This is a genomic window from Delftia tsuruhatensis, from assembly GCF_903815225.1.
In the GTDB taxonomy this organism is placed as follows: Bacteria; Pseudomonadota; Gammaproteobacteria; order Burkholderiales; family Burkholderiaceae_C; genus Comamonas; species Comamonas tsuruhatensis_A.
In genome coordinates this window covers 4,255,811-4,280,030 of the sequence record NZ_LR813084.1, presented here as the reverse complement: position 1 = coordinate 4,280,030, position 24,220 = coordinate 4,255,811, and the positions used below count along the sequence as shown (strand labels likewise).

23 protein-coding genes are annotated in these 24,220 nt (G+C 68.6%); 13 read left to right on the top strand and 10 right to left on the bottom strand.

Translation table 11 applies throughout. The features are described from left to right. Positions 1 to 32 precede the first annotated feature (32 nt). Positions 33 to 2,324, top strand: coding sequence for a putative bifunctional diguanylate cyclase/phosphodiesterase (locus L1Z78_RS19500; RefSeq protein WP_234638007.1), 2,292 nt, complete (start codon positions 33 to 35; stop codon positions 2,322 to 2,324). Positions 2,325 to 2,330: 6 nt separating this feature from the next. Here the strand turns inward: L1Z78_RS19500 and L1Z78_RS19495 are convergent, their stop codons facing one another. Next, on the bottom strand, positions 2,331 to 3,527 hold the full coding sequence (locus tag L1Z78_RS19495; RefSeq protein ID WP_234638006.1) for a M20 aminoacylase family protein: 1,197 nt from the start codon (positions 3,525 to 3,527) through the stop codon (positions 2,331 to 2,333). A 232-nt stretch (positions 3,528 to 3,759) separates the two neighbouring features. Here L1Z78_RS19495 and L1Z78_RS19490 point away from each other — a divergent pair, with 232 nt between their 5' ends. Continuing rightward, complete coding sequence (locus L1Z78_RS19490; protein ID WP_234638005.1) at positions 3,760 to 4,767, top strand: DHH family phosphoesterase; 1,008 nt, start codon at positions 3,760 to 3,762, stop codon at positions 4,765 to 4,767. On the opposite strand, the gene L1Z78_RS19485 is transcribed toward L1Z78_RS19490, so the two are convergent. Beyond that, the gene (locus L1Z78_RS19485; RefSeq protein WP_234638004.1) at positions 4,692 to 5,567 is read right to left on the bottom strand and encodes a pseudouridine synthase; all 876 of its coding nucleotides are present in this window, start codon (positions 5,565 to 5,567) and stop codon (positions 4,692 to 4,694) included. The genes L1Z78_RS19490 and L1Z78_RS19485 overlap by 76 nt on opposite strands. Positions 5,568 to 5,698: 131 nt before the next feature. On the opposite strand from L1Z78_RS19485, the gene L1Z78_RS19480 reads away from it, so the two are divergent. Further along, positions 5,699 to 6,721, top strand: coding sequence for a diaminopimelate dehydrogenase (locus tag L1Z78_RS19480; RefSeq protein ID WP_234638003.1), 1,023 nt, complete (start codon positions 5,699 to 5,701; stop codon positions 6,719 to 6,721). Between the two features lie 18 nt (positions 6,722 to 6,739). Here the strand turns inward: L1Z78_RS19480 and L1Z78_RS19475 are convergent, their stop codons facing one another. After that, complete coding sequence (locus tag L1Z78_RS19475) at positions 6,740 to 8,113, bottom strand: MFS transporter (RefSeq protein WP_234642218.1); 1,374 nt, start codon at positions 8,111 to 8,113, stop codon at positions 6,740 to 6,742. 113 nt (positions 8,114 to 8,226) lie between these two features. On the opposite strand from L1Z78_RS19475, the gene L1Z78_RS19470 reads away from it, so the two are divergent. Next, positions 8,227 to 8,574, top strand: coding sequence for a MoaF-related domain-containing protein (locus L1Z78_RS19470; protein ID WP_234638002.1), 348 nt, complete (start codon positions 8,227 to 8,229; stop codon positions 8,572 to 8,574). A 356-nt stretch (positions 8,575 to 8,930) separates the two neighbouring features. Then, entirely contained in the window at positions 8,931 to 10,382 is a 1,452-nt protein-coding gene (gene cls, locus L1Z78_RS19465; RefSeq protein ID WP_234638001.1) for a cardiolipin synthase, read from the top strand. Positions 10,383 to 10,449: 67 nt separating this feature from the next. Here cls and L1Z78_RS19460 read toward each other — a convergent pair whose 3' ends face one another. Further along, a complete protein-coding gene (locus L1Z78_RS19460; protein WP_234638000.1) occupies positions 10,450 to 11,289 on the bottom strand; it encodes an META and DUF4377 domain-containing protein in 840 nt (279 codons plus the stop codon). A gap of 389 nt (positions 11,290 to 11,678) precedes the next feature. Here L1Z78_RS19460 and L1Z78_RS19455 point away from each other — a divergent pair, with 389 nt between their 5' ends. Beyond that, the gene (locus tag L1Z78_RS19455; RefSeq protein WP_326491985.1) at positions 11,679 to 12,188 is read left to right on the top strand and encodes a DUF2242 domain-containing protein; all 510 of its coding nucleotides are present in this window, start codon (positions 11,679 to 11,681) and stop codon (positions 12,186 to 12,188) included. 35 nt (positions 12,189 to 12,223) lie between these two features. On the opposite strand, the gene L1Z78_RS19450 is transcribed toward L1Z78_RS19455, so the two are convergent. From L1Z78_RS19450 to L1Z78_RS19430, 5 genes are all read right to left on the bottom strand, one after another. Beyond that, positions 12,224 to 13,153: a peptidoglycan DD-metalloendopeptidase family protein gene (locus tag L1Z78_RS19450; protein WP_418921636.1), complete on the bottom strand. Its 930-nt coding sequence runs from the start codon at positions 13,151 to 13,153 to the stop codon at positions 12,224 to 12,226. A gap of 21 nt (positions 13,154 to 13,174) precedes the next feature. After that, a complete protein-coding gene (locus tag L1Z78_RS19445) occupies positions 13,175 to 15,223 on the bottom strand; it encodes a DUF3300 domain-containing protein (RefSeq protein ID WP_234637999.1) in 2,049 nt (682 codons plus the stop codon). Positions 15,224 to 15,373: 150 nt separating this feature from the next. After that, entirely contained in the window at positions 15,374 to 15,691 is a 318-nt protein-coding gene (locus tag L1Z78_RS19440; protein ID WP_234642215.1) for a DUF2322 family protein, read from the bottom strand. Positions 15,692 to 15,747: 56 nt separating this feature from the next. Continuing rightward, positions 15,748 to 16,452 (bottom strand): class I SAM-dependent methyltransferase, encoded by a 705-nt coding sequence (locus tag L1Z78_RS19435; RefSeq protein WP_234637998.1) that lies wholly within the window; start codon positions 16,450 to 16,452, stop codon positions 15,748 to 15,750. Between the two features lie 88 nt (positions 16,453 to 16,540). Continuing rightward, positions 16,541 to 18,349 (bottom strand): glutamine--tRNA ligase/YqeY domain fusion protein, encoded by a 1,809-nt coding sequence (locus tag L1Z78_RS19430; RefSeq protein ID WP_234637997.1) that lies wholly within the window; start codon positions 18,347 to 18,349, stop codon positions 16,541 to 16,543. Between the two features lie 229 nt (positions 18,350 to 18,578). Here L1Z78_RS19430 and L1Z78_RS19425 point away from each other — a divergent pair, with 229 nt between their 5' ends. The 7 genes from L1Z78_RS19425 to L1Z78_RS19395 all read left to right on the top strand — a co-directional run bounded on the left by L1Z78_RS19425 (position 18,579) and on the right by L1Z78_RS19395 (position 23,686). Then, positions 18,579 to 18,938 (top strand): hypothetical protein, encoded by a 360-nt coding sequence (locus L1Z78_RS19425; RefSeq protein WP_234637996.1) that lies wholly within the window; start codon positions 18,579 to 18,581, stop codon positions 18,936 to 18,938. 136 nt (positions 18,939 to 19,074) lie between these two features. Next, positions 19,075 to 19,518 carry a type II 3-dehydroquinate dehydratase gene (gene aroQ / locus L1Z78_RS19420; RefSeq protein WP_234637995.1) on the top strand — a complete coding sequence of 148 codons (444 nt, stop codon included), beginning with the start codon at positions 19,075 to 19,077 and terminating at the stop codon, positions 19,516 to 19,518. Continuing rightward, complete coding sequence (locus L1Z78_RS19415; protein WP_234637994.1) at positions 19,515 to 20,399, top strand: alpha/beta fold hydrolase; 885 nt, start codon at positions 19,515 to 19,517, stop codon at positions 20,397 to 20,399. Before aroQ ends, L1Z78_RS19415 begins: the two co-directional genes overlap by 4 nt. Further along, positions 20,392 to 20,802, top strand: a complete 411-nt coding sequence (gene arfB, locus L1Z78_RS19410) for an alternative ribosome rescue aminoacyl-tRNA hydrolase ArfB (RefSeq protein WP_234637993.1) — start codon at positions 20,392 to 20,394, stop codon at positions 20,800 to 20,802. The genes L1Z78_RS19415 and arfB overlap by 8 nt, the downstream gene beginning before the upstream one ends. Before the next feature lie 72 nt (positions 20,803 to 20,874). Beyond that, positions 20,875 to 21,819: a DODA-type extradiol aromatic ring-opening family dioxygenase gene (locus L1Z78_RS19405; protein ID WP_234637992.1), complete on the top strand. Its 945-nt coding sequence runs from the start codon at positions 20,875 to 20,877 to the stop codon at positions 21,817 to 21,819. A 101-nt stretch (positions 21,820 to 21,920) separates the two neighbouring features. Continuing rightward, on the top strand, positions 21,921 to 22,589 hold the full coding sequence (locus tag L1Z78_RS19400) for an alpha/beta hydrolase (RefSeq protein ID WP_234637991.1): 669 nt from the start codon (positions 21,921 to 21,923) through the stop codon (positions 22,587 to 22,589). Between the two features lie 200 nt (positions 22,590 to 22,789). Next, positions 22,790 to 23,686, top strand: a complete 897-nt coding sequence (locus tag L1Z78_RS19395) for a DUF3014 domain-containing protein (protein WP_234637990.1) — start codon at positions 22,790 to 22,792, stop codon at positions 23,684 to 23,686. A gap of 10 nt (positions 23,687 to 23,696) precedes the next feature. Here L1Z78_RS19395 and L1Z78_RS19390 read toward each other — a convergent pair whose 3' ends face one another. Further along, entirely contained in the window at positions 23,697 to 24,167 is a 471-nt protein-coding gene (locus L1Z78_RS19390) for an Lrp/AsnC family transcriptional regulator (RefSeq protein WP_234637989.1), read from the bottom strand. Positions 24,168 to 24,220: the final 53 nt, after the last annotated feature.

Sequence of the window (24,220 nt, the reverse complement as noted above, 5' to 3'; positions counted from 1 at the left end):
GTCGGTTGTTCTTTCTTTCCAGGGCTTGTTTCATGCGGCGTCATCGAGTCGAGGCGGAAACCTATTTGTCCATGCGCCGCGTCGTCTGGGTGGGCAGCATCTGGATCTGCGGCCTGACCGTCCTGCTCGCCATGGCGCTGTTGACACAGGAGCCCGTGCCTTGGCGCAGCGTGCAACTGAACCTGCTGGCCGCGGCCGTGGGCTTCGGCGCCGTGCTGCTGGGCTGGCGCAGGCACTGGCGCATGGCGTCCAATGTCCTTGTCTGGGGAACCTGGATGGCGGCCGTGACCGTGGTGGCCGCCACGGGGGGCGTGCAAAGCAGCTCGGTGCTGGCCTTTCCCGCGTTGCTCATCATGTGTGCCTGGGTACTGGGTGTTCGGGCCACGCTGGCCATGCTGGGGCTGTCCGTGGCGGTCATGGCAGGCTTCTGGGTGGCGGGCGGCCAGGGTGCCGGCTGGATAGGGCAGCGCGAGACATCCGCGGTGTTCTCCATGCTGTACTTCGTGGGCATGCTGGGCCTGACGGGCACGGTGACCCTGATGGCCCGGCGCAGCCTGATCCGCCGAGCCCAGGAACTGCAGGACACGCTGGCGGCGCTGGAGCAGCATCAGGATGACTTGCGCAAGTTCTACCGGGCCGTGGAGCAGAACCCGGAGAGCATCGTCATCACCGATGTGCACCAGAACATCGTGTATGTGAACGAAGCTTTCCAGCAGCGCACGGGCTACTCGCGCAGCGAGGTCATGGGCCAGCCCACCCACCGCTACTCGACGATGGGGCTGGATGCTCCTGCCTGGGACGAGGCACTGCGCCAGCTCGGCCGCGGTGCCCTGTGGCGCGGCCAGATGACCAACAAGACGCGGCAGGGCGAGGACCTGCCGGAGACCGTGCTGGTGGCGCCCATCCGCGCCTCGGACGGGAGCATCGTCAACTATGTGGAGCTCAAGCAGGATCTGTCCGAGCGCATGCGCGCCGAGCGGCAGATCCACGCGCTGGCGCATTTCGATGCGCTCACCGGCCTGCCCAACCGACTGACGCTGACCCAGAGGCTGCGTGCGCTGGCGCGCGAATTCAGGGAGGGCGGCAAGGAGGGGGAGCCACGGCACGGGCTGCTGCTGCTGGACATGGACCGCTTCACGGCCTTCAACGACGTGCGTGGCACGGTGCGCGGCGATGCCCTGCTCAATGCCCTGGCGCAGAGGCTGTCCGAAGCCCTTCCCGAGGGAGTGCTGCTGGCCCGCATGGGGGCCGATGAATTCGCGGTACTGCTGGAGGCCGCCGGCGTGGATCCGTCCGAGGTGGAGCAGCGCATGCGCGGCCTGGCACAGGTACTGCAGGATGCGCTGGAACGGCCGCTGTGGCTGGAGGAGACGGGCGAGGAGGTCCAGGCCAGCTGCAGCATCGGCGCGGCCAGCTTTTCGGCCTCGCGCACCGACAGTGGCGGACACGACGTGCTGCGCCGCGCAGGCGTGGCATTGCACCAGGCCAAGCAGGGCGGGCTGGGCCAGGTGGTCATGTTCCAGCCGGGCATGGCGGAGGCCGTGGGCAAGCGCTTTCGCATCGAAAAGGATTTGCGGCGCGGTATTCCCGCGGGCGAGCTGCAGCCCTATCTGCAGTCCCAGGTGGACCGCCGGGGACAGTGCGTGAGCGCCGAAGTGCTGGTGCGCTGGAACCATCCGCGCCTGGGCCTGGTCGAGCCGGGCGACTTCATCGCCGTGGCCGAGGAGTCGGACCTGATCGTGCTGCTGGGCGACTGGATGCTGGAGCAGGCCTGCCGGCTGCTGGCCCGGCCCGAGTTCGCGGAGCAGGGCTGGCGGCTGTCGGTCAATGTCAGCTGGCGGCAGTTCCGCCAGCCCGACGTGGTGGACAAGCTCAAGCGCATCCTGGGCGAGACCGGGGCCGATCCGCGCCGGCTGACGCTGGAGATCACCGAAAGCGTGGTCATGCGCGACGTGGACGAGGCGCGCGATCGCATGGTGGAGCTCCAGGGCCTGGGCGTGGAGATGGGGCTGGATGACTTCGGCACCGGCTACTCATCCCTGGCCTACCTGCAACGGTTGCCTTTCCAGGAGTTGAAGATCGACAAGTCCTTCGTGCAGGATTGCCATGCCTCGCCGGGCAATGCCGCCATGGTCGAGGCCATCTTGCTCATGGCCGGGCGCCTGGGCTTGCGCGTGGTGGCCGAGGGCGTGGAAACCGAGGCCCAGGCCGACACGCTGCGTGCCTGGAACCAGGGTGTGCTGTTCCAGGGCTACCACTATGGCCGGCCGCTGCCCGTGGGTGAGTGGCTGGACTTGCAACTGGGGACGCCGGCGGGCGTGTGAGCCCGCTCAGTCCCCGGCCTGCTCGAACCATCGGCGTGCCAGCAGGTCCCAGAAGCGTGCGCCGCGTCCCAGGTTGTCGTCGTTGAAGTCGTAGCCGGGGTTGTGCAGGCCCACGCCGGGTTCCCCGCTGGCGGGACCGTTGCCGATCCAGCCGTAGGCGCCCGGAACGGCCTCCAGCATGAAGCCGAAGTCCTCGGCCGTCATGGCGGGCGGCACATCGGTGTGGGCCTTGCCGTCGCCGACGGCTTCGCGCATCACTTCGCCCATGAAGCGGGCCTCGCGCTCATGGTTGGTGGTGTTGGGGTAGCCGGGCTTGAGGATGAACTCGGCGCGGCACAGATGGGCTGCCGCCACATGCTCGCTGATGCGTTGCATGCCGTCGATGAACATCTGCTGGGTATCGGTCCTGAGGGCCCGCACCGTGCCGAAGATGCAGGCCTCGTCGGGAATGATGTTTTCCACCGTGCCACTGGTGATCTTGCCCACGGTGAGCACGGCGCTGTCCAGCGGGTCGGTGCTGCGCGAGACCAGGGTCTGGAGCTGGCCGACGATGGCGCAGGCCACGGGGATGGGGTCCAGCGTGGCGTGGGGCATGGCCGCATGGCCGCCCTTGCCGTGCACGCGGATCTCGAAGCGCAGGGTCGAAGCCATGATGGGGCCGGCGCGCACGGCCATCTCGCCGGCGGGCAGCGCGGGCCAGTTGTGCAGCGCGAACACGGCCTCGCAAGGGAATTTTTCGAACAGACCGTCTTCCATCATGGCCTTGGCGCCGGCACCGCCTTCCTCGGCGGGCTGGAAGATCAGGTGGACCGTTCCATCGAAATCCGGTTGCTGCGCCAGCAATGTCGCCGCGCCCAGCAGCATGGTCGTGTGGCCGTCATGGCCGCAGGCGTGCATGCAGCCGGGGTTGCGGCTGGCGTGCCCGAAGACGTTGAGTTCCGTCACCGGCAAGGCATCCATGTCGGCGCGTATGCCGATGCTGCGGCCCGGCTGGGCGGCACTGCGCCCCCGGCCATGGATGGATGCCACCACGCCGGTCCCGCCCAGTCCGCGATGGACCTGCAGCCCCAGCGCGCTCAGATAGGCAGACACCTTGTCGGCGGTGCGGTGCTCCTCGTAGCGCAGTTCGGGGTGGGCATGCAGGTCATGGCGGAACTTCAGCAACTGACCGAGATGGGGGGTGATATCGGGTGTGGGTCGCATACGCGGGCCGCGGCGGCCTGCACGCCCGGCGGGTCCACAGGCGGCCGCAGCAATTCAATGACAAGGCGGACATGATAGGTCCTGGGCCTTTCCTATGGCGTCCGCTGCGGTGATAGGCCTTGCGCGGCCGAGGCTTTGCGCTACGTTCTTTGATAGTCCGCGCAGCAAGCCAACGGCCTTGGCGCTGTGGCACATGCGGGGAATGGCCGCAGGACCGACAATCGCCCCCATCATGAAAAACACCATCCTGCCCCTGCAGCTGTTCGTGCGCCCCGAGCATGACGACCCCCGCCCCCTGATCCTCTACCATGGCCGCCGCTGCCCGGACGGCTATGGCGCTGCGCTGGCGGCCTGGCTGTTTTATGGTGGCCAGGCCGAATTCCGGGGCCTGGACCATGGCGAGATCCAGGCGGCGGACGATCTGGGCGAACTGCAGGGCCGCGCGGTCTATGTTCTGGACTTCGCCTTCGAACCGGATCTGATGGCCGAGATCGAGGCGCGCGTGGCCAAGCTCGTGGTGCTGGACCACCACAAGAGCGCGGCCGAGAGGCTCACCGGCTACCAGTGCCGATGCGGCGTCGTGCACTTCGACATGAACAAGTCGGGGGCACGCCTGGCCTGGGAGTTCTTCCAGGCCGACAAGCCGGTGCCCGGCCTGATCCGCTACATCGAGGACCGCGACATCTGGAAATGGGAATTCGCCGAGAGCGCGGGCTTCCTCGCGGCGCTGGACATGGAGCCGCGCAGCTTCGAGCGCTGGGCCGAGATCGCGGCCTTCACGCCCGAACAGGAAGCCGCCTTCATGGCGCGCGGCGGCGCCATGGACGAGAAATTCCAGAAGCTGTGTTCCGACATCGCCGAGGCCGCCCAGCCCCTGGTCTTCAACGGCATGCAGGGCCTGATGGTCAACTGCCCGGGCATGTTCCACAGTCAGGTCGGCGATCTGCTGGCGCGCCAAAGCGGCAGCTATGCGCTGATGTGGCACGCCAGCACCAAGGGCGTGAAGGTCGGCCTGCGCTCGCGCACGGAATTCAACTGCATTCCGCTGGCCGAGAGCTTTGGCGGCGGTGGCCATGCCCAGGCCTGCGGCTTCAAGATGGGCAATGAGCGCCTGGTCGAGCTCCTGTCGGGCGTGCTCAAGGCCGATGGCTCGGCCGACTACGCCTACGTGGCCGCGCCGGGGCTGGAGCAGCCGGAAATGGGCGAGGCGGGCGAGCCCGCCGCAACGGCAGCCAGGTAAGGCGCGACGGACGGCGGCAGGTCCGCGCATGCCTGCCAGCCGGGCAGGGCGCACAGCGCCTGCCAGTGCTGCACATCGGGTTCCTGCGCCAGGTCGCGCCAGTCGGCCCTGAAGTGCAGCGGCTCGCCCGTCATCGGGTGGGCCAGCTCCAGGGCATGGGCATGCAGCCACAGCCGCTGCAGGCCCAGCCGTTCGGCCCACCAGCGGTTCAAGGGGCCCTTGCCATGCGTGGCGTCGCCGATGATGGGGTGGGCCACGTGCTTGAGGTGGCGGCGTATCTGGTGGCGCCTGCCCGTGGAGGGCCGCGCCTCGACCAGGGAAACCCGCGTGGCCGCGTGCCGGGGATCGAAGGACTCGGGCCATTCGAGCCGGGCCAGGCAGCGCAGCGAGGTCCGTGCCGGCTGGGCCGGCGCGCCCTCGGGGGCATCGTCGGGCCTGAGCGCGTGATCGACCTGCACCGCGTCCGGCAACCAGCCGCGCACCAGGGCCAGGTACTGCTTGCGCATCGCATGGCCCGCAAAGGCCTCGCCCAGGCGCTGTGCTGCCTGGGCGTGCAGGGCCATGACCAGCACGCCGCAGGTGCCCTTGTCCAGCCGATGGGCGGGATGGACATGGCAGCCCAGCTGGTCGCGCAGCGTCTGCAGCACGAAGCGCGTCTCATGCGCATCCAGCCCGGTGCGGTGCACCAGCCAGCCGGCGGGCTTGTAGACGGCGACCAGGTGCTCGTCGCGCCACAGGATGCGCAAGGGAGCTTCTGCGGCGCAAGGGCCGGGGGGGAGGACAGGGGATGGCAGAGACATGAGGGCGTGAGTGTAGGGGGGCCGGCCACTACCTGTATCGAGATCAACGCAGTGCTGCGCCCGGTGGCATGACTGGCGGCTGCGCAGCGGGGCAATATCGCGCCTGGATCACACTACAAAGGCGCTACCGCATGGACCATCGCAGCACACCGGACTCTCCCGCCCGCATCCGCATCGCCATCGTCGGCCACGGCAACCTCGGCCGTGGCGTGGAAGCGGCCATCGCCAGGAATGCCGACATGGTGCTGGAGGGCATCTACACGCGCCGCGATCCCGCCCGGATCAGGCCCCTGTGCACCGAAACCTCCGTGCTCGGCATGGCCGATCTGCCGGCACGGCGCAGCGGTATCGACGTGCTCGTGCTGTGCGGCGGCTCCAAGGACGATCTGCCGCACCAGTCGTCCGAGCTGGCCGCGCATTTCTCCCTGGTGGACAGCTTCGATACCCATGCGCGTATTCCGGAGCATTTCGAGCGGGTGGACGCGGCGGCCCGGGCCGCCGGGACCACGGCGCTGATTTGCGCGGGCTGGGACCCGGGCATGTTCTCCCTCCAGCGCGTCATGGGCGAGGCGCTGCTGCCCGATGGCGCGACCTACACCTTCTGGGGCAAGGGACTGAGCCAGGGGCATTCGGATGCCATCCGCCGCATTCCCGGCGTGGCGGGCGGTGTGCAATACACCATCCCCGTGGAGGAAGCCGTGGAGCGTGTGCGCGGCGGCGAGCGGCCCACATTGTCCGCGCGTGAGGCGCACCGGCGCGAGTGCTTCGTCGTGCTGGAGCCCGGCGCCGATGGTGACGGCATGCGTGAGCAGGTGCGCCAGGCCATCGTCGGCATGCCGCACTACTTCGATGCATACGACACCACGGTGCATTTCATCAGCGCGGCGCAGCTGGAGCGCGAGCACGGAGCCATGCCGCATGGCGGCTTCGTGATCCGCAGTGGCAGTACGTCGGATCGGCACCACCATGCCATCGAATACCGGCTGCGGCTGGACAGCAATCCTGAGTTCACGGCCAGCGTGCTCGTGGCCTGTGCGCGTGCCGTGCACAGAATGCAGCAGTCCGGTCAGACGGGCTGCAAGACCCTCCTCGATGTGGCGCCCGGCCTGCTGCATCCCAAAAGCGCGGCCGAGCTGCGTGCCGCACTGTTGTAGGCGCAGGCGGCGCCTGCCTCAGCCCTGGCCGACGCGGGCCGCGTCCTCCAGCCGGTCGACGTCGCGCAGCGGCTTGAACAGCGCCATCCAGCCGCCGACCACGCCCAGCGTGCACAGGCTGCCCAGCACGGCCGCAGGCACGGCGCCCAGCCAGGCGGCGCTGGTGCCGGCGCGGAACTCGCCCAGCTCGTTGGACGAACCGATGAACAGCATGTTCACCGCGTTCACGCGCCCGCGCATGGAGTCGGGCGTGGAGAACTGCACCAGGGCGGAGCGGATGTAGACGCTGACCATGTCGGCCGCACCGGCCAGCATCAGGGCCGCCATCGACAGCCAGAACCAGTGCGACAGCGCGAACACCAGGTTGGCCACGCCGAAGATGGCCACGGCACCGAACATCACGCGGCCCACATGGCGCTGGATGGGGCGGGCCGACAGCCACAGCCCCATGGCCACCTCGCCCACGGTCATGGACGAGCGCAGCAGACCCAACCCCTCGGGACCGACCTTGAGCACCTCGTGCGCGTAGACCGGCAGCAGGGCCACCACGCCGCCCAGCAGCACGGCGAACAGGTCCAGCGAGATCGTGCCCAGGATGATGGGGCGCGTGCGGATGAAGTGGATGCCTTCACCGAAGCGCAGCCACAGGGAGCCGCCGGCCGGTGCCATGGCTTCGGCAAAGCGCACGGGAACGGCGCCCAGCAGCAGCACGGCCAGCACGAGGGAGACGCCGCAGACCGCATAGGTCAGCACGGCGCCGCCCCAGGCATACAGCAGGCCGCCCAGCACGGGCGCCGCGATGGCGGCCGTGCGCATCAGCATGCTGTTGGTGGCCAGCGCCTGGGCCAACTGCTCGCGCGGCACGATCTGCGGCAGCAGGCTTTGCAGTGCCGGCCCCGTGAAGGCGCGGCTGCAGCCGAACAGCACCAGCACGCCATAGATCCAGTGCACGTCATGGGCGGCCGCGCCCTCGTACCAGGACAGCCACAGCAGCAGCAGCGAGCACAGCGCGGCCACTGCCCAGCTGCCCGCCAGCAGGCACTTGCGGCTCATGCGGTCGCTGAGGTCGCCGGCCGGGATCAGCAGCGCCAGCATGGGCAGGAACTGGGCCAGGCCCACATAGGCCAGGGACATGGGATCGCGCGTGAGGTCATAGACCTGCCATGCGACGACCACGGCCTGCATCTGCTGGGCGAACATGGACAGCATGCGCGCCATGACGAAGGGGACGAAGGCGCTGTGGCGCAGGCCGGACGCCGCAGCGTCGGCCGATGAGGGGGGGAGCGGGGAAGAGGGCAAGATCGGATATCCGTGGACGGGCCCGCGCAGTATCTGCGAAATGCCGCCGCCGTGCAGGCCGTGCCGCATGCGCCACGCTGCCGACGAAGGCATGCGGCGCGTTCCCACAAGCACGGGCAGGGCGTGGCGCGAATATGCGATCACGGGCCGCGCCAGGGCCCGGCGCAGTCGAGGAATCCAGTTCCCGCATCCAAGGAGCACACACCATGTCCATGTTGTCCCTGCAATATGCCGGCACCCTGATCGGACGCGAAGCCGTCATCGACTTCCCCGACAGCAAGGCCGATGTGCGCTATACCCCCCAGGGCCAGATGGTCTGGCATGTGGTGGACTCCCAGGGCCATGTGTCCGACGGCTGTGAGCGGCTGAGCTACCTGCAGGTCAGCGACAGCCTGCATTTCCTCAACTGGATAGAGAAGACGGGGTTCACCGTCAGCCAGGTCATCGACACGGCGCAGGGAACGGTGCAGGCCTTCTGGTCCTTCGCGGATCCGGACAGCGAAGGCGGGCATCGTTCCTCCATGTTCGTCGAGGGACGTTTCCGGTTTCGCTGATATCTGTCTGCCTCGCGCGTGAAACATTGCGGCAGTGCCGCAATGTGCCTGTTTTTTCAGCGCCCGTGGCAAAGCCATGGCCGGCGCGGCAATGCCGGGTTGTCCCGAAGCTTGTCCACAGGCAGGCCCACAGCCGGTGGGCATAACCGTCACGGCAGGGTCATCTTGCGCAAAGGGCCGATGAGAGAGGGTGAGTGTGGGTGGACACTCTCGGCGAGGGAGTGATGGCTGCTATTGACCCTGGATTCCATGGCCCGTGGCGGCGAGGGTGTGGCAAACCTTGCACGGCGCCGGACACGCATGCGGAGCGTGAAACATCGGGCAGGGCGGCATCGGGCCGCTTGTATGCTTGACGCATGACCTGGCTGCTTCTGGCTCTGCACTGTCTGCTCATCCTGGGGTTCGGCCTGCGCATCCTGCTGCGCGACGATGTGCGTCCCGATGTCCGCATGGGCTGGCTGACGGTCATCGTGCTCCTGCCCTATGTGAGCTGCGTGCTGTACTACCTGTTCGGCGAGGTCGCGTTGCGCCGCCGCGGCCGCGCGCGGTACCGGCGTGTACAGGACTTTGCCGATGCACCGGATCCGGGCCACACCGACGCACCGGTACCCGAGGCAGGGCCGCAGATCGCGGCGCAATGGCAGGCCGCGTTCGGTTACGCGGCCTCCATCAACCGCTTTCCCGTGCAGCCGGGCCACTGCGCGCAGCTGATGGCCGACGGTGCCCAGGCCCGGGCATCCATGCTCGCGGACATGGATGCCGCGCGCCACGAGATCAATGTCCTCTACTACATCTGGCTGGCCGACCGCACGGGAACGGACGTCGCACAGGCACTGATGCGGGCGGCGCGCCGTGGCGTGGTCTGTCGGGCGATGGTGGACGGAATGGGGTCGCGGGCGCTGGTGGGGTCTGCGCTGTGGCAGGAGATGGCCCAGGCCGGCGTGCAACTGGCGGTGGCTCTGCCCGCCAGCCACCCGCTGCGCGTGATGCTCACCAGCCGCCTGGACCTGCGCAACCACCGCAAGATCACGTTGATCGATGGCCGCATCACCTATTGCGGCAGCCAGAATTGCGCGGACGAGGCCTTTGCCGTGAAAGCCCGCTATGCGCCCTGGGTGGACATCATGCTGCGTCTGCAGGGGCCGGCCGTGGCGCAGATGCAGCAGGTGTTCGCCAGCGACTGGGTGCAGGCCAGCGGCCAGTCGCGCGGGCCGTGTGTTGCCCCTGCGCACGAGGTTCGCGCGCCCCGGACGTCCCATGGCTTCGCTGCCGTGGTGATCGCCGAAGGGCCTGCCGAGCGGCCGCGCTGCACATCGCAGCTGGTGTCCACGCTGCTGGCCTGCGCACGGCGTGAGGTCGTGATCTCCACCCCCTACTTCCTTCCCGATGCCACGGTGCTGGAGGCGTTGTGCGCCGCCGCCTGGCGCGGCGTGCGGGTGACGCTCATCGTGCCGGCGCGCAACGACTCCTGGATCGTGGGAGGCGCCAGCCGCAGCACCTACCGATACCTGCTGCGGGCCGGCGTCATCCTGTACGAATTCCGCCCCGGCCTGCTGCATGCCAAGACCCTGTGCCTGGACGGACAGGTGGCCCTGGTCGGTTCCACCAACCTGGACCTGCGCAGCTTCGACCTGAACTTCGAGAACAACGTGCTGCTGCAGGACGAATCCGTGGCCCGGGCCATCCGCCAGCGGCAGGACGAGTACATCGGTCATTCCGACCAGGTGCTGGCCGCGCAGGTCCATGCCTGGCCATGGCGCCGTCGCATCTGGAACAACCTGCTGGCCATGTTCAGTCCGGTGCTGTGAGGCATGGGCGGGACAGGAAAAAGGCCTGCGCAAGGCAGGCCTCGGTCAAGGGCTGGTGGCGGTGCGCTCAGCGGCCCACGCGCTCGCTCTCGACCACCATGTCCAGCACATAGGCGTAGGCCGATGCATCGGCCGGCACGTTCTGGCGCTTGTAGCGCTGGATGCGCAGCACATTGCGGATGCCCGGCTCGTGCTTGTAGCCCTCGATCTCGCTGTAGAAGTTCTCCCACTCGCCGGTGGAGGTCTTCACGCCGTTGTCGCCATAGCGGATCTCGCGCACGCGCAGGCACTGGAAATCCTTGATCAGCGGATGGCTGCAGGCCGCGCGCTGCGGAGCGACCTCCAGGAAGATGCGTTCTCCGGCGCTGCCGTACTGGGTCTGGGCCGTGGGCGAGCCCTCGAACTGCCAGCGCGTGCCGTCGATGAAGGTCAGCGTCAGGCGTGGAGGCTGCTGGCCTTCTCCCAGCTGCACGGCCCATTGCTTGGCCGTGGGCAGGATGCGGGCGACTTTTTGCTCCAGCGCCATCAGCTGGTCGTCATCGCAGGCCATCAGCGTGCTGGCCGCGCGCTGCGTGGAGATGCGGTTGCCCTCGGTGCTGTAGCCCGTGGTCACGACGTTGCACAGGTTCTTGACGGCCAGGCGCCGGTCGGCGAAGTCCAGCTGCAGCGGCGGCTTGCGCGAGCCGGCGGTCAGGAACCAGCTCTGGTCCTCGCCGCCCTGCGGCGTGAAGGCCTGGCGCAGGTTCCAGTGGTAGGCGGTGAGCGACCTGGCATCGCCGGCCGGTCCGGTGGGCGCCGGCTGTGCCTTGCTGGCGGCATCGGCCTTGCCGCCGTTGTCGAGATGGCTGCAGGCGCCCAGGCCCATGGTGACGATCAGGGGCAGGCACCAGGTCCAGCTTGGCTTCATGTTTTCTTCCTCGGTTGAATGGACAGACGCAGGCACGGCGGGCTGTGCAGCCCGTTGCGCGGCGCGGGGCCGCGCCGGCCAATGGCGAACCCGGGCACGATAACGCAGATGCGCGCCACCGCCTGTCAGATCGGGGCGCTATTCACATTCGTTTGCATCAATTTGATCCAGGAAGAAGGCCGATTGCTGCGAAGATGGCAACCGATGCGCAGCGCGCAGGTGAAAATAGCCGGCCAGCCGCCATGCCATCCTCAGGCGGTGCCGCAGCAAGGAGCAGGTTCGTGGTTCGACGTTGGAGTGCAGCAAACAGGGTGCGTGGCAGGCGCTGCGCCGGGATCTTGGCCGTCATCGCGGTGCTTGCGGGCTGCGGCTCCACGATTCCGCAGCATGTGCCCGTGCAGGAGAGCTTCGGCTCCACCGAGACCTTTTCGCGCATGTTCGATGCCTCGCCGGCACAGACCTGCGAGGCCGCGCGCCGCGCATTGCTGAGCCAGGGCTACATCGCCAATGCGCGCACGGCCGAGCTGATCGAAGGCAGCAAGAGCTTCCAGCCCGATCCCGAACTGAATCTGCAGATGAACATCCGCGTGGTCTGCGTGCCCGAGACCGCCGACGGCCAGGTCAGCATAGGCTTCGTCACGGCATTGCAGGACCGCTACACGTTGAAGAAAAGCGCCAACTCGGCCAGTCTGGGCGTGGGCGCGCTGGGCTCGGTGTCGCTGCCGTTCTCCTCGGGCAGCGACTCCATGGTCAAGGTGGGCAGCGAGACGATTGCCAAGAGCGGTTTCTACGACAGCTTCTTCGAGCTGGTGTCGCGCTATCTGCAGCAGGACCGCGAGTCCATCGCCACGCCCACGCCCGTGGCGCCCCAGGGCTCCCTGCCCTCGGCCCATCACTGATCCGCACCGGACGGCGGGCGCCCAGGGATCCTGGCTCAGGCCGCCAGGAACAGCGCCGGGTCCACCATGCCGCGGTTGAGCATCACGCCCCAGTGCAGGTGGGGCCCGGTGACGCGGCCCGTGGCGCCGACCTTGCAGAAGGCATCTCCCGTCTCCAGCCGGTCGCCGACCTTGCACTGCACGCTGCTCAGGTGGCAGTACATGCTCAGCAATCCGCCGCCATGGTCCAGCCAGACGGTACCGCCGTTGAAGAAATAGTCACCCACATCCACGACCTTGCCCGGCAGTGGCGCGACCACGCTGGTGCCGGTGGCCGCGGCGATGTCCATTCCGCTGTGGGGATTGCGCGGCTGGCCGTTGAACACGCGGCGCAGACCGAAGCTGCTGCTGCGCCGCCCCGGCACGGGTTGGCGCATGCGCAGGTCGCCAAGGCTGGCAGGCGGTTCGGTGAACAGCTCCATGATCGTCTGCTGGTGGATGCGTTCGCGCTGGTAGCGTGCCTCGTCCTCGGGTGAGAGATCCACGGTCTTGGGCGATACCTTCAGGCGCTGCTCGGTGTATTTCTTGTCGCGGACCTGGTAGGGCAGGGCGCGGGGGGCGCCTTCGCCCTTGACCGTCACGCTGTGCGCGCCTGGCGTGGCTGAAAGAGGGATGCCCACCACAGCCGTCCATTCGATCATGTCGCCCGTCACCAGCACGGGCACATCACCGGCCAGCACCTGGGGCCGCTGGCCCGCGGGACCCAGCGACAGGCGGGCCACGCCGCCGGGCACGCGGCTGTCACGGGGCCAGGGAGATTCGCTGGAGGGCGCCGCGGCCTTGGCGGCCCAGGCCGGAACCATCAGGCCTGTGCCCGAGGCGCACAGGGAGTGCACGAACAGTCGGCGGGAGCGGGGATTCGTCGTCGGTATCTGCATGGTGGAACTGGGGGTGGAGCCGTTGTCTTGCGCCCCATTGTCCGTCATGCCAACCCGCCGCCCGCCCGTTCAGCGGTCCCTGCGTTCGTCGCGTCCGCCGCGCCGTTCCTGTGGCCGGGAGGCATTGGCCATGCGCTGCTGCTGGGCGGCCTCGAACTGCTGCTGCCTTTGCTGCTGTGCCTGCCGATCCTGCATCTGGGCCTGCCTTTGCGCTTGCTGCTGTGCCTGTTGTTGCGCCTGCATCCTGGCCTGCATCTGCTGCTGTGCACGGGCTTGTTGCTGCTGTTGCTGCAACTGCTGTTGACGGGCCTGGTCCTGTGCGCGTTGCTGGAAGGCCTGGCGATCACGCTCCGCTTGCTGGCGCGCCTGCATCTGTGCCTGCTCGCGTGCCTGATCCCTGGCCTGGGCCTGCATCTGGGCCTGGCGTTGCGCTTGTCGCTGCCGTGCCTGTTCCTCGCCACGAAGGCGGGCCGTCTGCATCTCCATCTGCTGCTGCTGCTGGCGCATGCGTGCGGCATCGGCCATGGAGGAGCCGTGGTCCTGCCTGTCCTGCGACCGCATTCCCTGCCGAGTGGCTGCGGAGGACCAGGACGGCAACCTGGCGTCCCGCCCTCTTTCTCCCGCCTGGGCGGCCGCGGGAATTGCCGGTGCCGGCCGCTGCGTCACGCCCGGTTCGGGAGATTGCGGCCATTTACCGGCCTGCCCGAACTGCCCCGGCTGTGAAGCCGGCACTGGGGCCATCCTGGGCTGCAATCTTGCCTGTGGCCTGTCATCGGGCCGCAGTCCGGGGTGTCCGCGGTCCATGCCGTCATGCTGTGCGAACCCTTGCGCGGTGCCGGGCGCGAGCATGCCCTGGGCGGACCCTGCCGGCCCTCCCTGCGGCGGCCTCAGGCCCAGTCGATGCGGCATGCCCGGTGCCGGACCGGCTGTGCCGGCCATGTGTGCCGCACCGGCCATGCCTGCAGCCCCTGCCAGGGCCGCTGCCGCCATGGCGCCCGAGCGCGGGTCGCCGCCTTGCGGCCGGTGGTCGTCATGGCGTGGGTCCCGGCGCCCGTCATTGGCGATGTAGCTGACGTTGGTGTTGTGTATGTTCTGCACCACCGTCGTCGACCGTGAGACATAGGTGTTGTTGTTGTAGACCACGGCCGGTCGGCGCGAGGGCGGTGGCGGCGGTTCGTTGCGATGCCAGCGGTAGCCGGGCTCGCCCCAGCGCATGCCCCAGGAGTTCCAGCCCCAGGGTCGGCGGTCCACGGCCTCGGCCAGCACCACGCCGGCGCCAAAGCCGATCAGCCCAGTGACCAGCGGCGTGGCGGTGCTGCCTACAACCACCGGCTGCGGCGCCACGATGGGGCGGTAGCCGCCGTAGACCGGCAACGGCTCGCCATAGACCACACCAGGGTCGTACTGGGGCACATAGACGGTGTCGGGCTGCGCGGGCGAGATCTCGATGAACTGCGGCGGCGTATCGATCACGGGCACCGGCAGCATGGATGACAGGGATTCTCCCGCCGGTGGCGGTGCGGGAGAGGGGGCGTCGGGCGTGGCGACCGCCACCTTGAGCCGGCTGGAGTCCCTGAGCGTGCCGGCCTTGTAGGCGCGCTGGCGCATCACCTGGATGGCATTCATCACGTCGGCCGGATCGTTGTAGTAGGCCTTGCCCAGGGCCGTGGTCCAGGGAATGTTGGAGGCCAGCTGAGCCAGCACATTGGGAAACAGCGCCAGCGACTTGACCGAGGGGTCCCAGTCCTGGCCGTTGACGGCGCCTTGCAGGGCCTCCGGCTGGAGGCCGGGGTTCTGGCCCAGCCAGACCTCGGCGGCGCCGACCTGGTCGGGATAGGTGGAGGCGGCGAGCACCTGGGCGACGAGCTTGTCGGGGTACAGCGCGATGGGCGCCACCATCTGGTAGAGCGTCTCGGCCGGGGGCGGCGCATAGGCGGCCGGCGTGGCGGCGGGCTGCGCACTTTCCGTCGCCGACGGCAGCGGAGCGCTGGCGGCCTGGGGCGGCTTGTCCCCGGATTCGTTGCAGGCGCTCAGCGCCACGGCGGCTGCCAGGCCCAGCACCGTCAGGTGCAGGCCAGGGGTGGGGATGCGTGCGAACGGCACGGCGGAATGCAGCATTGCGTTCTCCTGGGCAGGAACGCCTTGCACGCCGTGGCGGCAAGGCCTGTGCCATTTGAACGCCATGGGGCCTGCCGCGTTGACGAGGACCTGTCAGTCGATGCCGACAGCGCGCGCAACTTGTGTGACGCAGTGTTCGCCGGTCGCGTATCAGGCCGTGATCAGGCGCGCCTCGTAGCTCTCGGTGCCCCTGGACCAGGCCAGCAGGCGGTCGATGTTGGGATGCTTGCCCGGGAAGGCGATGGCGTCCTGCGTGTGCTCGGCATACCACTCCAGGCCCAGGCCGGCGGCGGCCGGCGTGATGCGGCCGCCGTACAGCGCGGCCAGTGCATGGTAGACGGCCAGAGAGCCGGTCTGGCCGGGCCTGTTCTCGATGGTGGCCACGATCTGGCCCTGGGCGTCGGCCAGTTGCAGCGAGGCGAGATGGGTGACGGCAGGCAGTTGCTGCAGGCGTGCGGAGAAGTTCATGTCGAAAAAGAGAAGGGGAAGAACGTGGATGGGAAAGGAGCGATCCGGGACCGCGCTCATGCCTTGAAGGCGATCCAGGCACACCAGAACAGGCTGGAGAAAAAGCGCCTCGGGGCCCTGAAGCCGGCCTGGGCCAGCATCTGCTCCACAACCTCCTCGGAGGCGGGGGGCACCGCGCCCTGCCGGATCTTTCCGAGTTTCGCATGGACGGCGGCCTCGTCGGCGCCTGCCATGCGCCAGCGCATGGCCCAGGCGTCGAGGAACAGCGGTTCGCTGTCGTAGCGGTGGCGGTTGCAGGCCAGGATGAAGGGGGCGCCGGGCGCAAGCCGGGCCGACAGGGTGTCGAGCAGGCGCTGCTTGTCCGTGTCTTCGGGGATGTGGTGCAGCACGCCGATCAGCGTGGCCGCGTCGAACACCGTATCGGGCGCGAGATCCTCGACCGTGCAGGGCACGGCCTGTACGCGGTCCGACAGCCCTGCCGCCGCGATGCGGTCCATGGTCTGTCCGAGCATGGGGGCGGAGGGATCCACGGCCGTGAAGCGCCACCGGGGCCGGAGGCCGGCCGTGGCCAGGATTTCCCGGCCCGTGCCGCCGGCGCCTCCCACCAGCACCGATTGCGGCTCCTCGCCGAGGCTGGCGGCCAGCAGACAGGCCGCCAGATCGTGGCAGGCGTCATAGCCGGCCAGGGCGATGCGGCTTTGCGTCTCGTACTCGGCTGCGCGGGAGGTGTCGAACTTGGCGGCGGATGCGGGTTGGTTCATGGCCAAGCATTGTGCGCAGGCCCGCCTTCCCGCAAAAGCGCCGATGCGCGATGGCCCACCCCTGCGAAGCAGGAGGGGCCGGGAACGCTCACTTGCCCCAGGAGTCCTTGAGCCCCGTCACGCGGTTGAAGACCGGTTTGCCCGGTGCGTGGTCCTTGCGGTCTGCCACGAAGTAGCCGAAGCGCTCGAACTGGAACTTGTCGTCAGGCTGGGCGTTGGCCAGCGAGGGTTCTACATAGGCCGTCACGACCTTGAGGCTGTCGGGGTTGAGCAGGGTCAGGAAGTCCTTGCCGCCCGCGTCGGGCTGAGGATCGGTGAACAGGCGGTCGTACAGGCGCACCTCGGCCTGCACGCCATCGGCCACGCCCACCCAGGTGATGGCCGCCTTGACCTTGACGCTGTCCGCGCCCGGCGTGCCGCTCTTGGTGTCGGGCACCACCGTGGCCAGCACCTTGGTCACGTTGCCATCCGCATCCTTCTCGCAGCCTGTGCACTCGATCACATAGCCGCCCTTCAGGCGCACCTTGTTGCCGGGGAACAGGCGCTTGTAGCCCTTGGGAGGCACTTCAGCGAAGTCCTCGCGCTCGATCCAGACCTCGCTGCCCAGCGTGAAGCGGCGCACCGGCACCTGCTGGCCCTCGGCGCCGTGGGGCAGGGCGGGCAGTTCGCAGGCCTCCAGGTGGTCGGCGCTGCCGAAGACCTCGGCCCAGTTGGTCAGCTCCAGCCTGAGCGGGTCCAGCGCGACCATGCCGCGATGGGCCTGGTTTTCCAGGTCTTCGCGCAGGCAGCCCTCCAGCGTGGAGTAGTCGATCCAGGCGTAGTCCTTGGTCACGCCGATGCGTTCGCAGAAGGCCTGGATGCTCTGGGGCGTGTAGCCGCGCCGGCGCAGACCGACGATGGTGGGCATGCGCGGGTCGTCCCAGCCGCTGACGATGCCGTTGTCCACCAGGTGCTTGAGCTTGCGCTTGCTGGTGATGACGTAGGTCAGGTGCAGGCGCGAGAACTCGTACTGGCGTGGCTGCGGCGCGGCGATCAGGCCGCCTTCGCGCAGGTGGTCCAGCAGCCAGTCGTAGAACGGGCGCTGGTCCTCGAACTCCAGCGTGCAGATGCTGTGGGTGATGTGTTCCAGCGCATCCTCGATGGGGTGGGCGAAGGTGTACATCGGATAGATGCACCACTGGTTGCCGGTGTTGTGGTGTTCGGCATGGCGCACGCGGTAGATGGCCGGGTCGCGCAGGTTGATGTTGGGCGAGGCCATGTCGATCTTCGCGCGCAGCACGGCCGCGCCATCGGGCAGCCTGCCGTCGCGCATCTCGCGGAAACGCGCCAGGTTCTCGGCCACCGTGCGGCCGCGGAACGGGCTGTCCACGCCGGGGCGCGAGAAGTCGCCACGGTTGGCCTTCATGTCGTCGGCACTTTGCTCGTCCACGTAGGCCAGGCCCTGTTCGATCAGGTACTCGGCGGCGCGGTACATGAAGTCGAAGTAATTGCTTGCGTAGTAGAGGTTCTCGTGGCCGTCTGCTTCCTTCCAGCCGAAGCCCAGCCAGTGCACGGCGTCGATGATGCCGTCCACGTATTCCTGGTCTTCCTTCTCGGGGTTGGTGTCGTCGAAGCGCAGGTGGCAGGCCCCTTCGTAGTCGCGCGCCAGGCCGAAGTTCAGGCAGATGGCCTTGGCATGGCCCACATGCAGGTAGCCGTTGGGCTCGGGCGGGAAGCGCGTGCGGATCTTCGCCACGTCCACCTGGCCCTGGTTGTGGTGGGCGCCGTCACCGGGGCTGCCCCCCCAGCGGCGCTGGGTATGCGTGCCGTTGGCCAGGTCGGCCTCGATGATTTGGCGCAAGAAGTTACTCGGTTTGACCGGATCTTTGGAGAGTTGGGAGGCGTCAGCAGAGCTCATCTGCGCATTGTAGGCGCCTGCCTGTGGCGGCGTTCCGACAGGTATTCAGGCACTGTTGGCGGCCAGGGGCTGAGGCATTTGGAAACAATCTTGTAGGCGGCCATGCCATCCGTTGACCCCCGTCGCGCGTTGAGAATGCAGGGTGTGTGTGCCGTCTCCCGCCAAAGTGCCGGGGGGCGGACTTCGGGGCAATGCCTGCCACGCCAGTCCAACTTCGAGGAGAGACACCATGACAACGACAGCTTCCCCGTGGGTTGCAAGAGCAGCGGCGGCCGGCCTGGCACTGGCCGCGCTGATGGCCTCGGGCGCAGCCCAGGCCCGTGGCGACGTGCAGTGGTCCATCAGCCTGAATTCACCGGGCATGTACGGCCCGCCCGTCTATGTGGCACCGCCGCCGGTCTATGTGGCTCCGCCGCCGCCCGTCTACTATGCGCCGCCGCCGCCGGTCTACTACGCGCCGCGCGCCGTCTACCGCGCGCCACCGGTGGTGGTCATGCCCGGCTACGGATATGGGTACGGCTACCGGGGGGGATATCGCGGCGAGTATCGCCATGGTCACGGCCATGGGCATGGCCACTGGCGCCGCTGAGCGCCGGGCTCGCGTTTCCCGCCTGATTCCTCTTGCGCCGCCCTTCGGGGCGGCTTTTCCCGTGGTACCTGCCTTGCGGCGGGTAGGGGGATGGCCCGCATAATCCTGGCCGTTGGAAACCTGGAGTGCCTCCGCCGTGAAAACCGTCTATGTCCTCAATGGCCCGAACCTGAACCTGCTGGGCCTGCGCGAGCCCGCCATCTATGGCTCCCAGACCCTGGCCGATGTGCGCCAGCTGTGCGAGGCCGCCTGTGCCCGCCACGGCCTGGCGCTGGAGTTTCGCCAGAGCAACCATGAGGGCGAGCTGGTGGACTGGATCCACGAAGCCGGCCGCGTGCATGCCGAAGGCCGCCTCGCGGGCCTGGTCTTCAATGCCGCCGCCTACACCCATACCAGCGTGGCCCTGCTGGACGCCGTCAAGGGCACGGGCGTGCCGCTGGTGGAACTGCACATCAGCAATGTCCATGCGCGCGAGAGCTTTCGCCACCACTCCTACCTGTCGGCCGCTGCCCGGGCCGTGATGTGCGGCTTCGGCGTGGCGGGCTATGGCCTGGCCATCGACGCCGTGGCGCAGTGGTGAGCGTTCCTGCCGCCATCGAACGCCTGCGCGGGCAAGCGCGTCGGCTGACCACGCCGCTGGTGGCCGGCAGGCCTGGGGACGGCCATATCGTCTGGCATGTCTGGGGCGAAACCCGTTCGGGCTCGCTGCCTGTGGTGATGCTGCACGGCGGCAGCGGCAGCTGGACGCACTGGCTGCGCTGCATGGATGCGCTGCTGGCCCAGGGCAAGCAGCTGTGGCTGCCCGACCTTCCCGGCTTTGGCGATTCCGATGCCGTGCCTGGCGGCCAGGATGCCGATGCCCTGATCGAACCACTGCGCCAGGGGCTGTACACGCTGATGGCCGAAGGGCGTGCTCCCGGCGCGCCGCTGTGCGATCTGGTCGGCTTTTCCTTCGGCGGCATGACGGCCGGCATGCTGGCCGCGGCCGACGGCAGGCTGGCGCGGCGCCTGGTGCTGGCCGGCGCGCCCGGCATGGGAGTGGGCAAGGGGCTGGCCGTGCGGCTCAAGGGCTGGCGCCACCTGGCCACGGCCCAGGCCCAGGGCGCGGCGCACCGCTACAACCTCCAGGCCCTGATGCTGCATGACGCGAGCCTGATCGACGAGGACACGCTGGCCCTGCATGTGCTCAACGTGGAGCGCGACCGCCTGCCGCGCCGGCGTTTGTCGCACACCGATGTGCTGGCCCGTGCCCTGGACGCCGTGGCCTGCCCTGTATGGGCCATCTATGGCGAGCACGATGCGCTCTACCCCGGGCCCATGATGGCCGAGCTGGCCCATGCCTTCGCACGCCATGCGCGCGATTTTCGCGGCCTGGCCCTGGTGCCCGGCGCAGGCCACTGGGTGATGCACGAGCGGCCCGAGGCCTTCGTGGCCGCGCTGTGCGCAGCGCTCGATGGCTGAACGCATGAAGCCCATCGAACTGCACGAGGTGCAGTGGACGGCCATGCGGGCGCAGGGGGCGGGCGGGCAGAACGTGAACAAGGTCTCCAGCGCCGTGCATCTGCGCTTCGACGTGCGCGCCTCGCGCCTGCCCGAGGCCGTGCAGCAGCGCCTGCTGGCGCTGCGCGACGGGCGCATCACCCAGGAGGGTGTGGTCGTGATCAAGGCCCAGCAGTACCGCACGCAGGAGCAGAACCTGCGTGCGGCGCTGCAGCGGCTCAATGCGCTGGTGGCCGCAGCCTACCCCGAGCCCATTCTGCGCCGCGCCACCCGACCGACCCTGGGATCGCAGCGCCGGCGTCTGGAAAGCAAGAGCCGCAACGGCGCCATCAAGGCCCTGCGGGGCCGTCCGCGCGACGATTGACACCGCCAGCGCAACAATGTGTGCCGCCATGGGTGGCTTGGCGCGGCGGGTGGGCGTCCCTACATTAATGGCATGCAAGATTCCCACGTCTCCACCAGCCCTGTCGCCGGCACGCGGCTGCCCGTGCTCTATGTCTCCCATGGCTCGCCCATGTTCGCGCTCGAACAGGGCGAGACCGGCCCCGTGCTCACGCGCTGGGGCCGCTCCCTGCGCCAGTCCCACGGGCCGCTGCGTGGCGTGGTGGTGATGTCGCCGCACTGGATGGCGCGTGGCGTCGAGGTCATGACGGGCAGCGTTCCCGCGACCTGGCATGATTTCGGCGGCTTTCCCCCCGCCCTGTACGAACTGCAATACCCGGCTCCCGGCGCGCCCCGGCTGGCGCAGGAAGTCATCGAGCGCCTGCGCGGCGCGGGCATCGCGGCCACGCCCAATGGTGAGCGGCCCTTCGACCATGGCGCCTGGGTGCCGCTCATGCATGTGCTGCCCGAGGCCGACGTGCCCGTGGTCCAGGTCTCGCTGCCCGCCTCGGCAGGCCCGGCCGAGACCCATGCGCTGGGCGCGGCCCTGGCCGGGCTGCGCGACGAGGGCGTGCTCATCGTCGGCTCCGGCAGCATGACGCACAACCTGCGCGAGTTCCGTGGTGGCACGGGCGAGAAGCCGCTGGCCGTGGACCAGGCCGTGCAGGCCCTGCAAGAGGCCTTGGGCGACGACGCCGTGCGCGCCGATGCCGCCGTGGGCGGCAGCAGCGGATCGCTGCCCTATGTGCAGGATTTCAGCCGCTGGATCGAGGCACGCATGCGCAGCCATGACCTGCCGGCCCTGCTCGACTACCGTGCACAGGCACCGGACGCGCAGCGCGCCCATCCGACCGAGGAGCATTTCCTGCCCCTGTTCTTTGCGCTGGGCGCGGCAGGCATCCAGGCGCGGCCCCGCTATCTGAGCCGCGAGGTCCAGTACGGGATCCTGGCCATGGATGCCGTGGTCTTCGATGAGGCCCTGGCCGACAGCCCTGCATGAGGTTCATCTGCCCGGACTGCCGTGCCGACAGGCCACAATGGCGCGTGGGCCCGGGCGCGCAGAGGCGCGGGGCATGAAGAACCGACAACAAGGAGTCCGCAATGATCGATCTGCCCCTGCTGGCGCTGGAGCGCCCCGCACAACCCGCGCCGGGACAGCAGCCGTGGCTGCTGGTGCTCATGCATGGCGTCGGCAGCAATGAACAGGATCTGTTCGGTCTGGCGCCTTTCGTGCCGCCGCAGTTCCATGTGCTGAGCCTGCGCGCGCCCTTCGACATGGGCCCCAGTGCCCATGCCTGGTTCCAGTTCACCGTGGATGCCGACGGGACGCGCCACATCCACGCGGCCCAGGAGGAACGCAGCCGGGCCCTGGTGGCCCAGGCCGTGCAGTCGGCCGGCTTGCAGCTGGGCATTCCCGCGCAGCGCACCGTGGCCGGCGGCTTCAGCCAGGGCGGCATCATGGCGCTGAGCCTGCTGCTGACCCAGCCCGCGCTGCTGCGCGCGGCCATGTGCTGGCACAGCCGGCTGCTGCCCGAGGCGCTGCCACGGCAGGCCCCCGATGCGGCGTTTGCTGGCAAGTCGCTGTGGGTCAGCCATGGCAGTTATGACAACGTGATTCCGCTGACCAGTGCCCATGCCATCCGCAGCCACGTACAGAGGCTGCCCCTTCAGCTGAGCTACCACGAGTACCCGAGCATGCATGAGATCCGCCCTGACGAGCTGCAGGCGGCCATGGGCTGGCTGGAGCAGTTGGGGGCGTCGGCCGGGTAACGCGGGTAACGCGGGTAACGCGGGTAACGCCATGTTGCCCGGTGCGAGGCGAGGCCCGGTGCGGCAGCGGGACGGGCTTGTAAACAGGCAGGGCGTGGCGTCAGCAAAGCGAGGGAACCCCCGCTGAGCTTTGCTGTCGCACAACTCAGCGGCAGCCGCGCTGCCCTTGTGTCTGCCCGTCAAGCCAAAGGACTCCCGCCATGCCTGAACGCGATCCCCAAGATTTCCGCCCGCGCGCCACATCCTCCGGCACCTCCCATTCCGGTATCGCAGCGGCCGTGCTGGTGGCTGCCGCGGCAGCGGGCGCGGCCTGGTGGTACTGGTGGCGTCCCGCGCCGGTGCCCGAGGCTGCGCCTGTCGTGGCGCAAGCTCCCACGCCACCGGCCGAGCCGGCGCCCGCGCCTGAAGTCTCAGAACCCCAGCACCCCATCGATGCGCTGGAGCCGCCGTCACCGGCACTGCCCGCGCTGCAGGACTCCGATGCCCATGTGGCCCAGGCGCTCGATGGCCTGCTGGGTCGCGACAAGGTGGGCCGTTTCCTGCAGACCGATGGCTTCGTGCGCCGCGCCGTCGCCACGGTGGACAACCTGACACGCTCCCAGGCACCGGCGCGCCTGTGGCCCGTGCACCCGTCGCCCCAGCGCTTCCAGGTGGAAGGCGCCGAGGATGCCCAGACCATCGCGCCCGCCAATGCCGCGCGCTACCAGGCCTTCGTGGCCTTTGCCGAGGCCGTTCCCCTGGATGCGGCGGCCAGCCTGTATGTCCGGCTGTATCCGTTGTTCCAGGCCGCCTATGAGGATCTGGGCTATCCGCGCAGGTACTTCAACGATCGCCTGATCGATGTGATCGACCACCTGCGTGCCGCGCCCGAGCCGGCCGACCCGCTCCAGGTTCGGCTGACCAGGGTGGAGGGCGAGGTGCCTTCGGTCCAGCCCTGGGTGCGCTACGAGTACGCTGATCCCGGGCTGCAGTCCCTGTCCAGTGGACAGAAGATGCTGGTGCGCGTGGGCCTGGACAACGAGCGCCGCCTCAAGGCCGTGCTCGGCGAGTTCCGCCGCCGCATCGCCACTGGCGAAATGGACAAGTCCGCACGCTGAGGCGCGGACTTCAGGCCGCGCTGGGCAGGGGCAGGGCGGTCTTGTAGCGCACCTGCTTGAGCGTGAAGCTGGACCGGATCTTCTCTATGCCCGGGATGGGGGTCAGTTGCTCGACGATGAAGCGCTCCAGCGCGCCGATGTCGGCCAGGGCCACGCGGATCAGGTAGTCCGCGTCGCCGCTCATCAGGTAGCACTCCATGACTTCGTCATGCTCGGCGATGCGGCGCTCGAAGTCGGCCAGCGATTCCTTGGCCTGCGACTTGAGACTGATGTTGATGAACACATTGAGTCCCAGGCCCAGGGCCGCTGCATTGGCCAGGGCCACATAGCGCGCGACCACGCCCGCCTTCTCCAGCGCCTTGACGCGCGCCAGGCATGGCGAGGGCGACAGGTGCACGCGCCGCGCCAGCTCCACATTGGAAAGCGAGCCGTCGGCCTGCAGCTCGGCCAGTATGCGCAAATCGATTGTGTCCAGTTTCATATGCTGAAGTTTATGAAAAATGAGGCATGAAATGCCGGGATATGGCGTTTTCC

Bases quoted from the DNA above. Each gene is read 5' to 3' on its own strand.
- L1Z78_RS19500 (WP_234638007.1), top strand. From the start codon at position 33: ATGCGGCGTCATCGAGTCGAGGCGGAAACCTATTTGTCCATGCGCCGC.
- L1Z78_RS19495 (WP_234638006.1), bottom strand. From the start codon at position 3,527: ATGCGACCCACACCCGATATCACCCCCCATCTCGGTCAGTTGCTGAAG.
- L1Z78_RS19490 (WP_234638005.1), top strand. From the start codon at position 3,760: ATGAAAAACACCATCCTGCCCCTGCAGCTGTTCGTGCGCCCCGAGCAT.
- L1Z78_RS19485 (WP_234638004.1), bottom strand. From the start codon at position 5,567: ATGTCTCTGCCATCCCCTGTCCTCCCCCCCGGCCCTTGCGCCGCAGAA.
- L1Z78_RS19480 (WP_234638003.1), top strand. From the start codon at position 5,699: ATGGACCATCGCAGCACACCGGACTCTCCCGCCCGCATCCGCATCGCC.
- L1Z78_RS19475 (WP_234642218.1), bottom strand. From the start codon at position 8,113: ATGCCTTCGTCGGCAGCGTGGCGCATGCGGCACGGCCTGCACGGCGGC.
- L1Z78_RS19470 (WP_234638002.1), top strand. From the start codon at position 8,227: ATGTCCATGTTGTCCCTGCAATATGCCGGCACCCTGATCGGACGCGAA.
- cls (WP_234638001.1), top strand. From the start codon at position 8,931: ATGACCTGGCTGCTTCTGGCTCTGCACTGTCTGCTCATCCTGGGGTTC.
- L1Z78_RS19460 (WP_234638000.1), bottom strand. From the start codon at position 11,289: ATGAAGCCAAGCTGGACCTGGTGCCTGCCCCTGATCGTCACCATGGGC.
- L1Z78_RS19450 (WP_418921636.1), bottom strand. From the start codon at position 13,153: ATGACGGACAATGGGGCGCAAGACAACGGCTCCACCCCCAGTTCCACC.
- L1Z78_RS19445 (WP_234637999.1), bottom strand. From the start codon at position 15,223: ATGCTGCATTCCGCCGTGCCGTTCGCACGCATCCCCACCCCTGGCCTG.
- L1Z78_RS19440 (WP_234642215.1), bottom strand. From the start codon at position 15,691: ATGAACTTCTCCGCACGCCTGCAGCAACTGCCTGCCGTCACCCATCTC.
- L1Z78_RS19435 (WP_234637998.1), bottom strand. From the start codon at position 16,452: ATGAACCAACCCGCATCCGCCGCCAAGTTCGACACCTCCCGCGCAGCC.
- L1Z78_RS19430 (WP_234637997.1), bottom strand. From the start codon at position 18,349: ATGAGCTCTGCTGACGCCTCCCAACTCTCCAAAGATCCGGTCAAACCG.
- L1Z78_RS19425 (WP_234637996.1), top strand. From the start codon at position 18,579: ATGACAACGACAGCTTCCCCGTGGGTTGCAAGAGCAGCGGCGGCCGGC.
- arfB (WP_234637993.1), top strand. From the start codon at position 20,392: ATGGCTGAACGCATGAAGCCCATCGAACTGCACGAGGTGCAGTGGACG.
- L1Z78_RS19405 (WP_234637992.1), top strand. From the start codon at position 20,875: ATGCAAGATTCCCACGTCTCCACCAGCCCTGTCGCCGGCACGCGGCTG.
- L1Z78_RS19400 (WP_234637991.1), top strand. From the start codon at position 21,921: ATGATCGATCTGCCCCTGCTGGCGCTGGAGCGCCCCGCACAACCCGCG.
- L1Z78_RS19395 (WP_234637990.1), top strand. From the start codon at position 22,790: ATGCCTGAACGCGATCCCCAAGATTTCCGCCCGCGCGCCACATCCTCC.
- L1Z78_RS19390 (WP_234637989.1), bottom strand. From the start codon at position 24,167: ATGAAACTGGACACAATCGATTTGCGCATACTGGCCGAGCTGCAGGCC.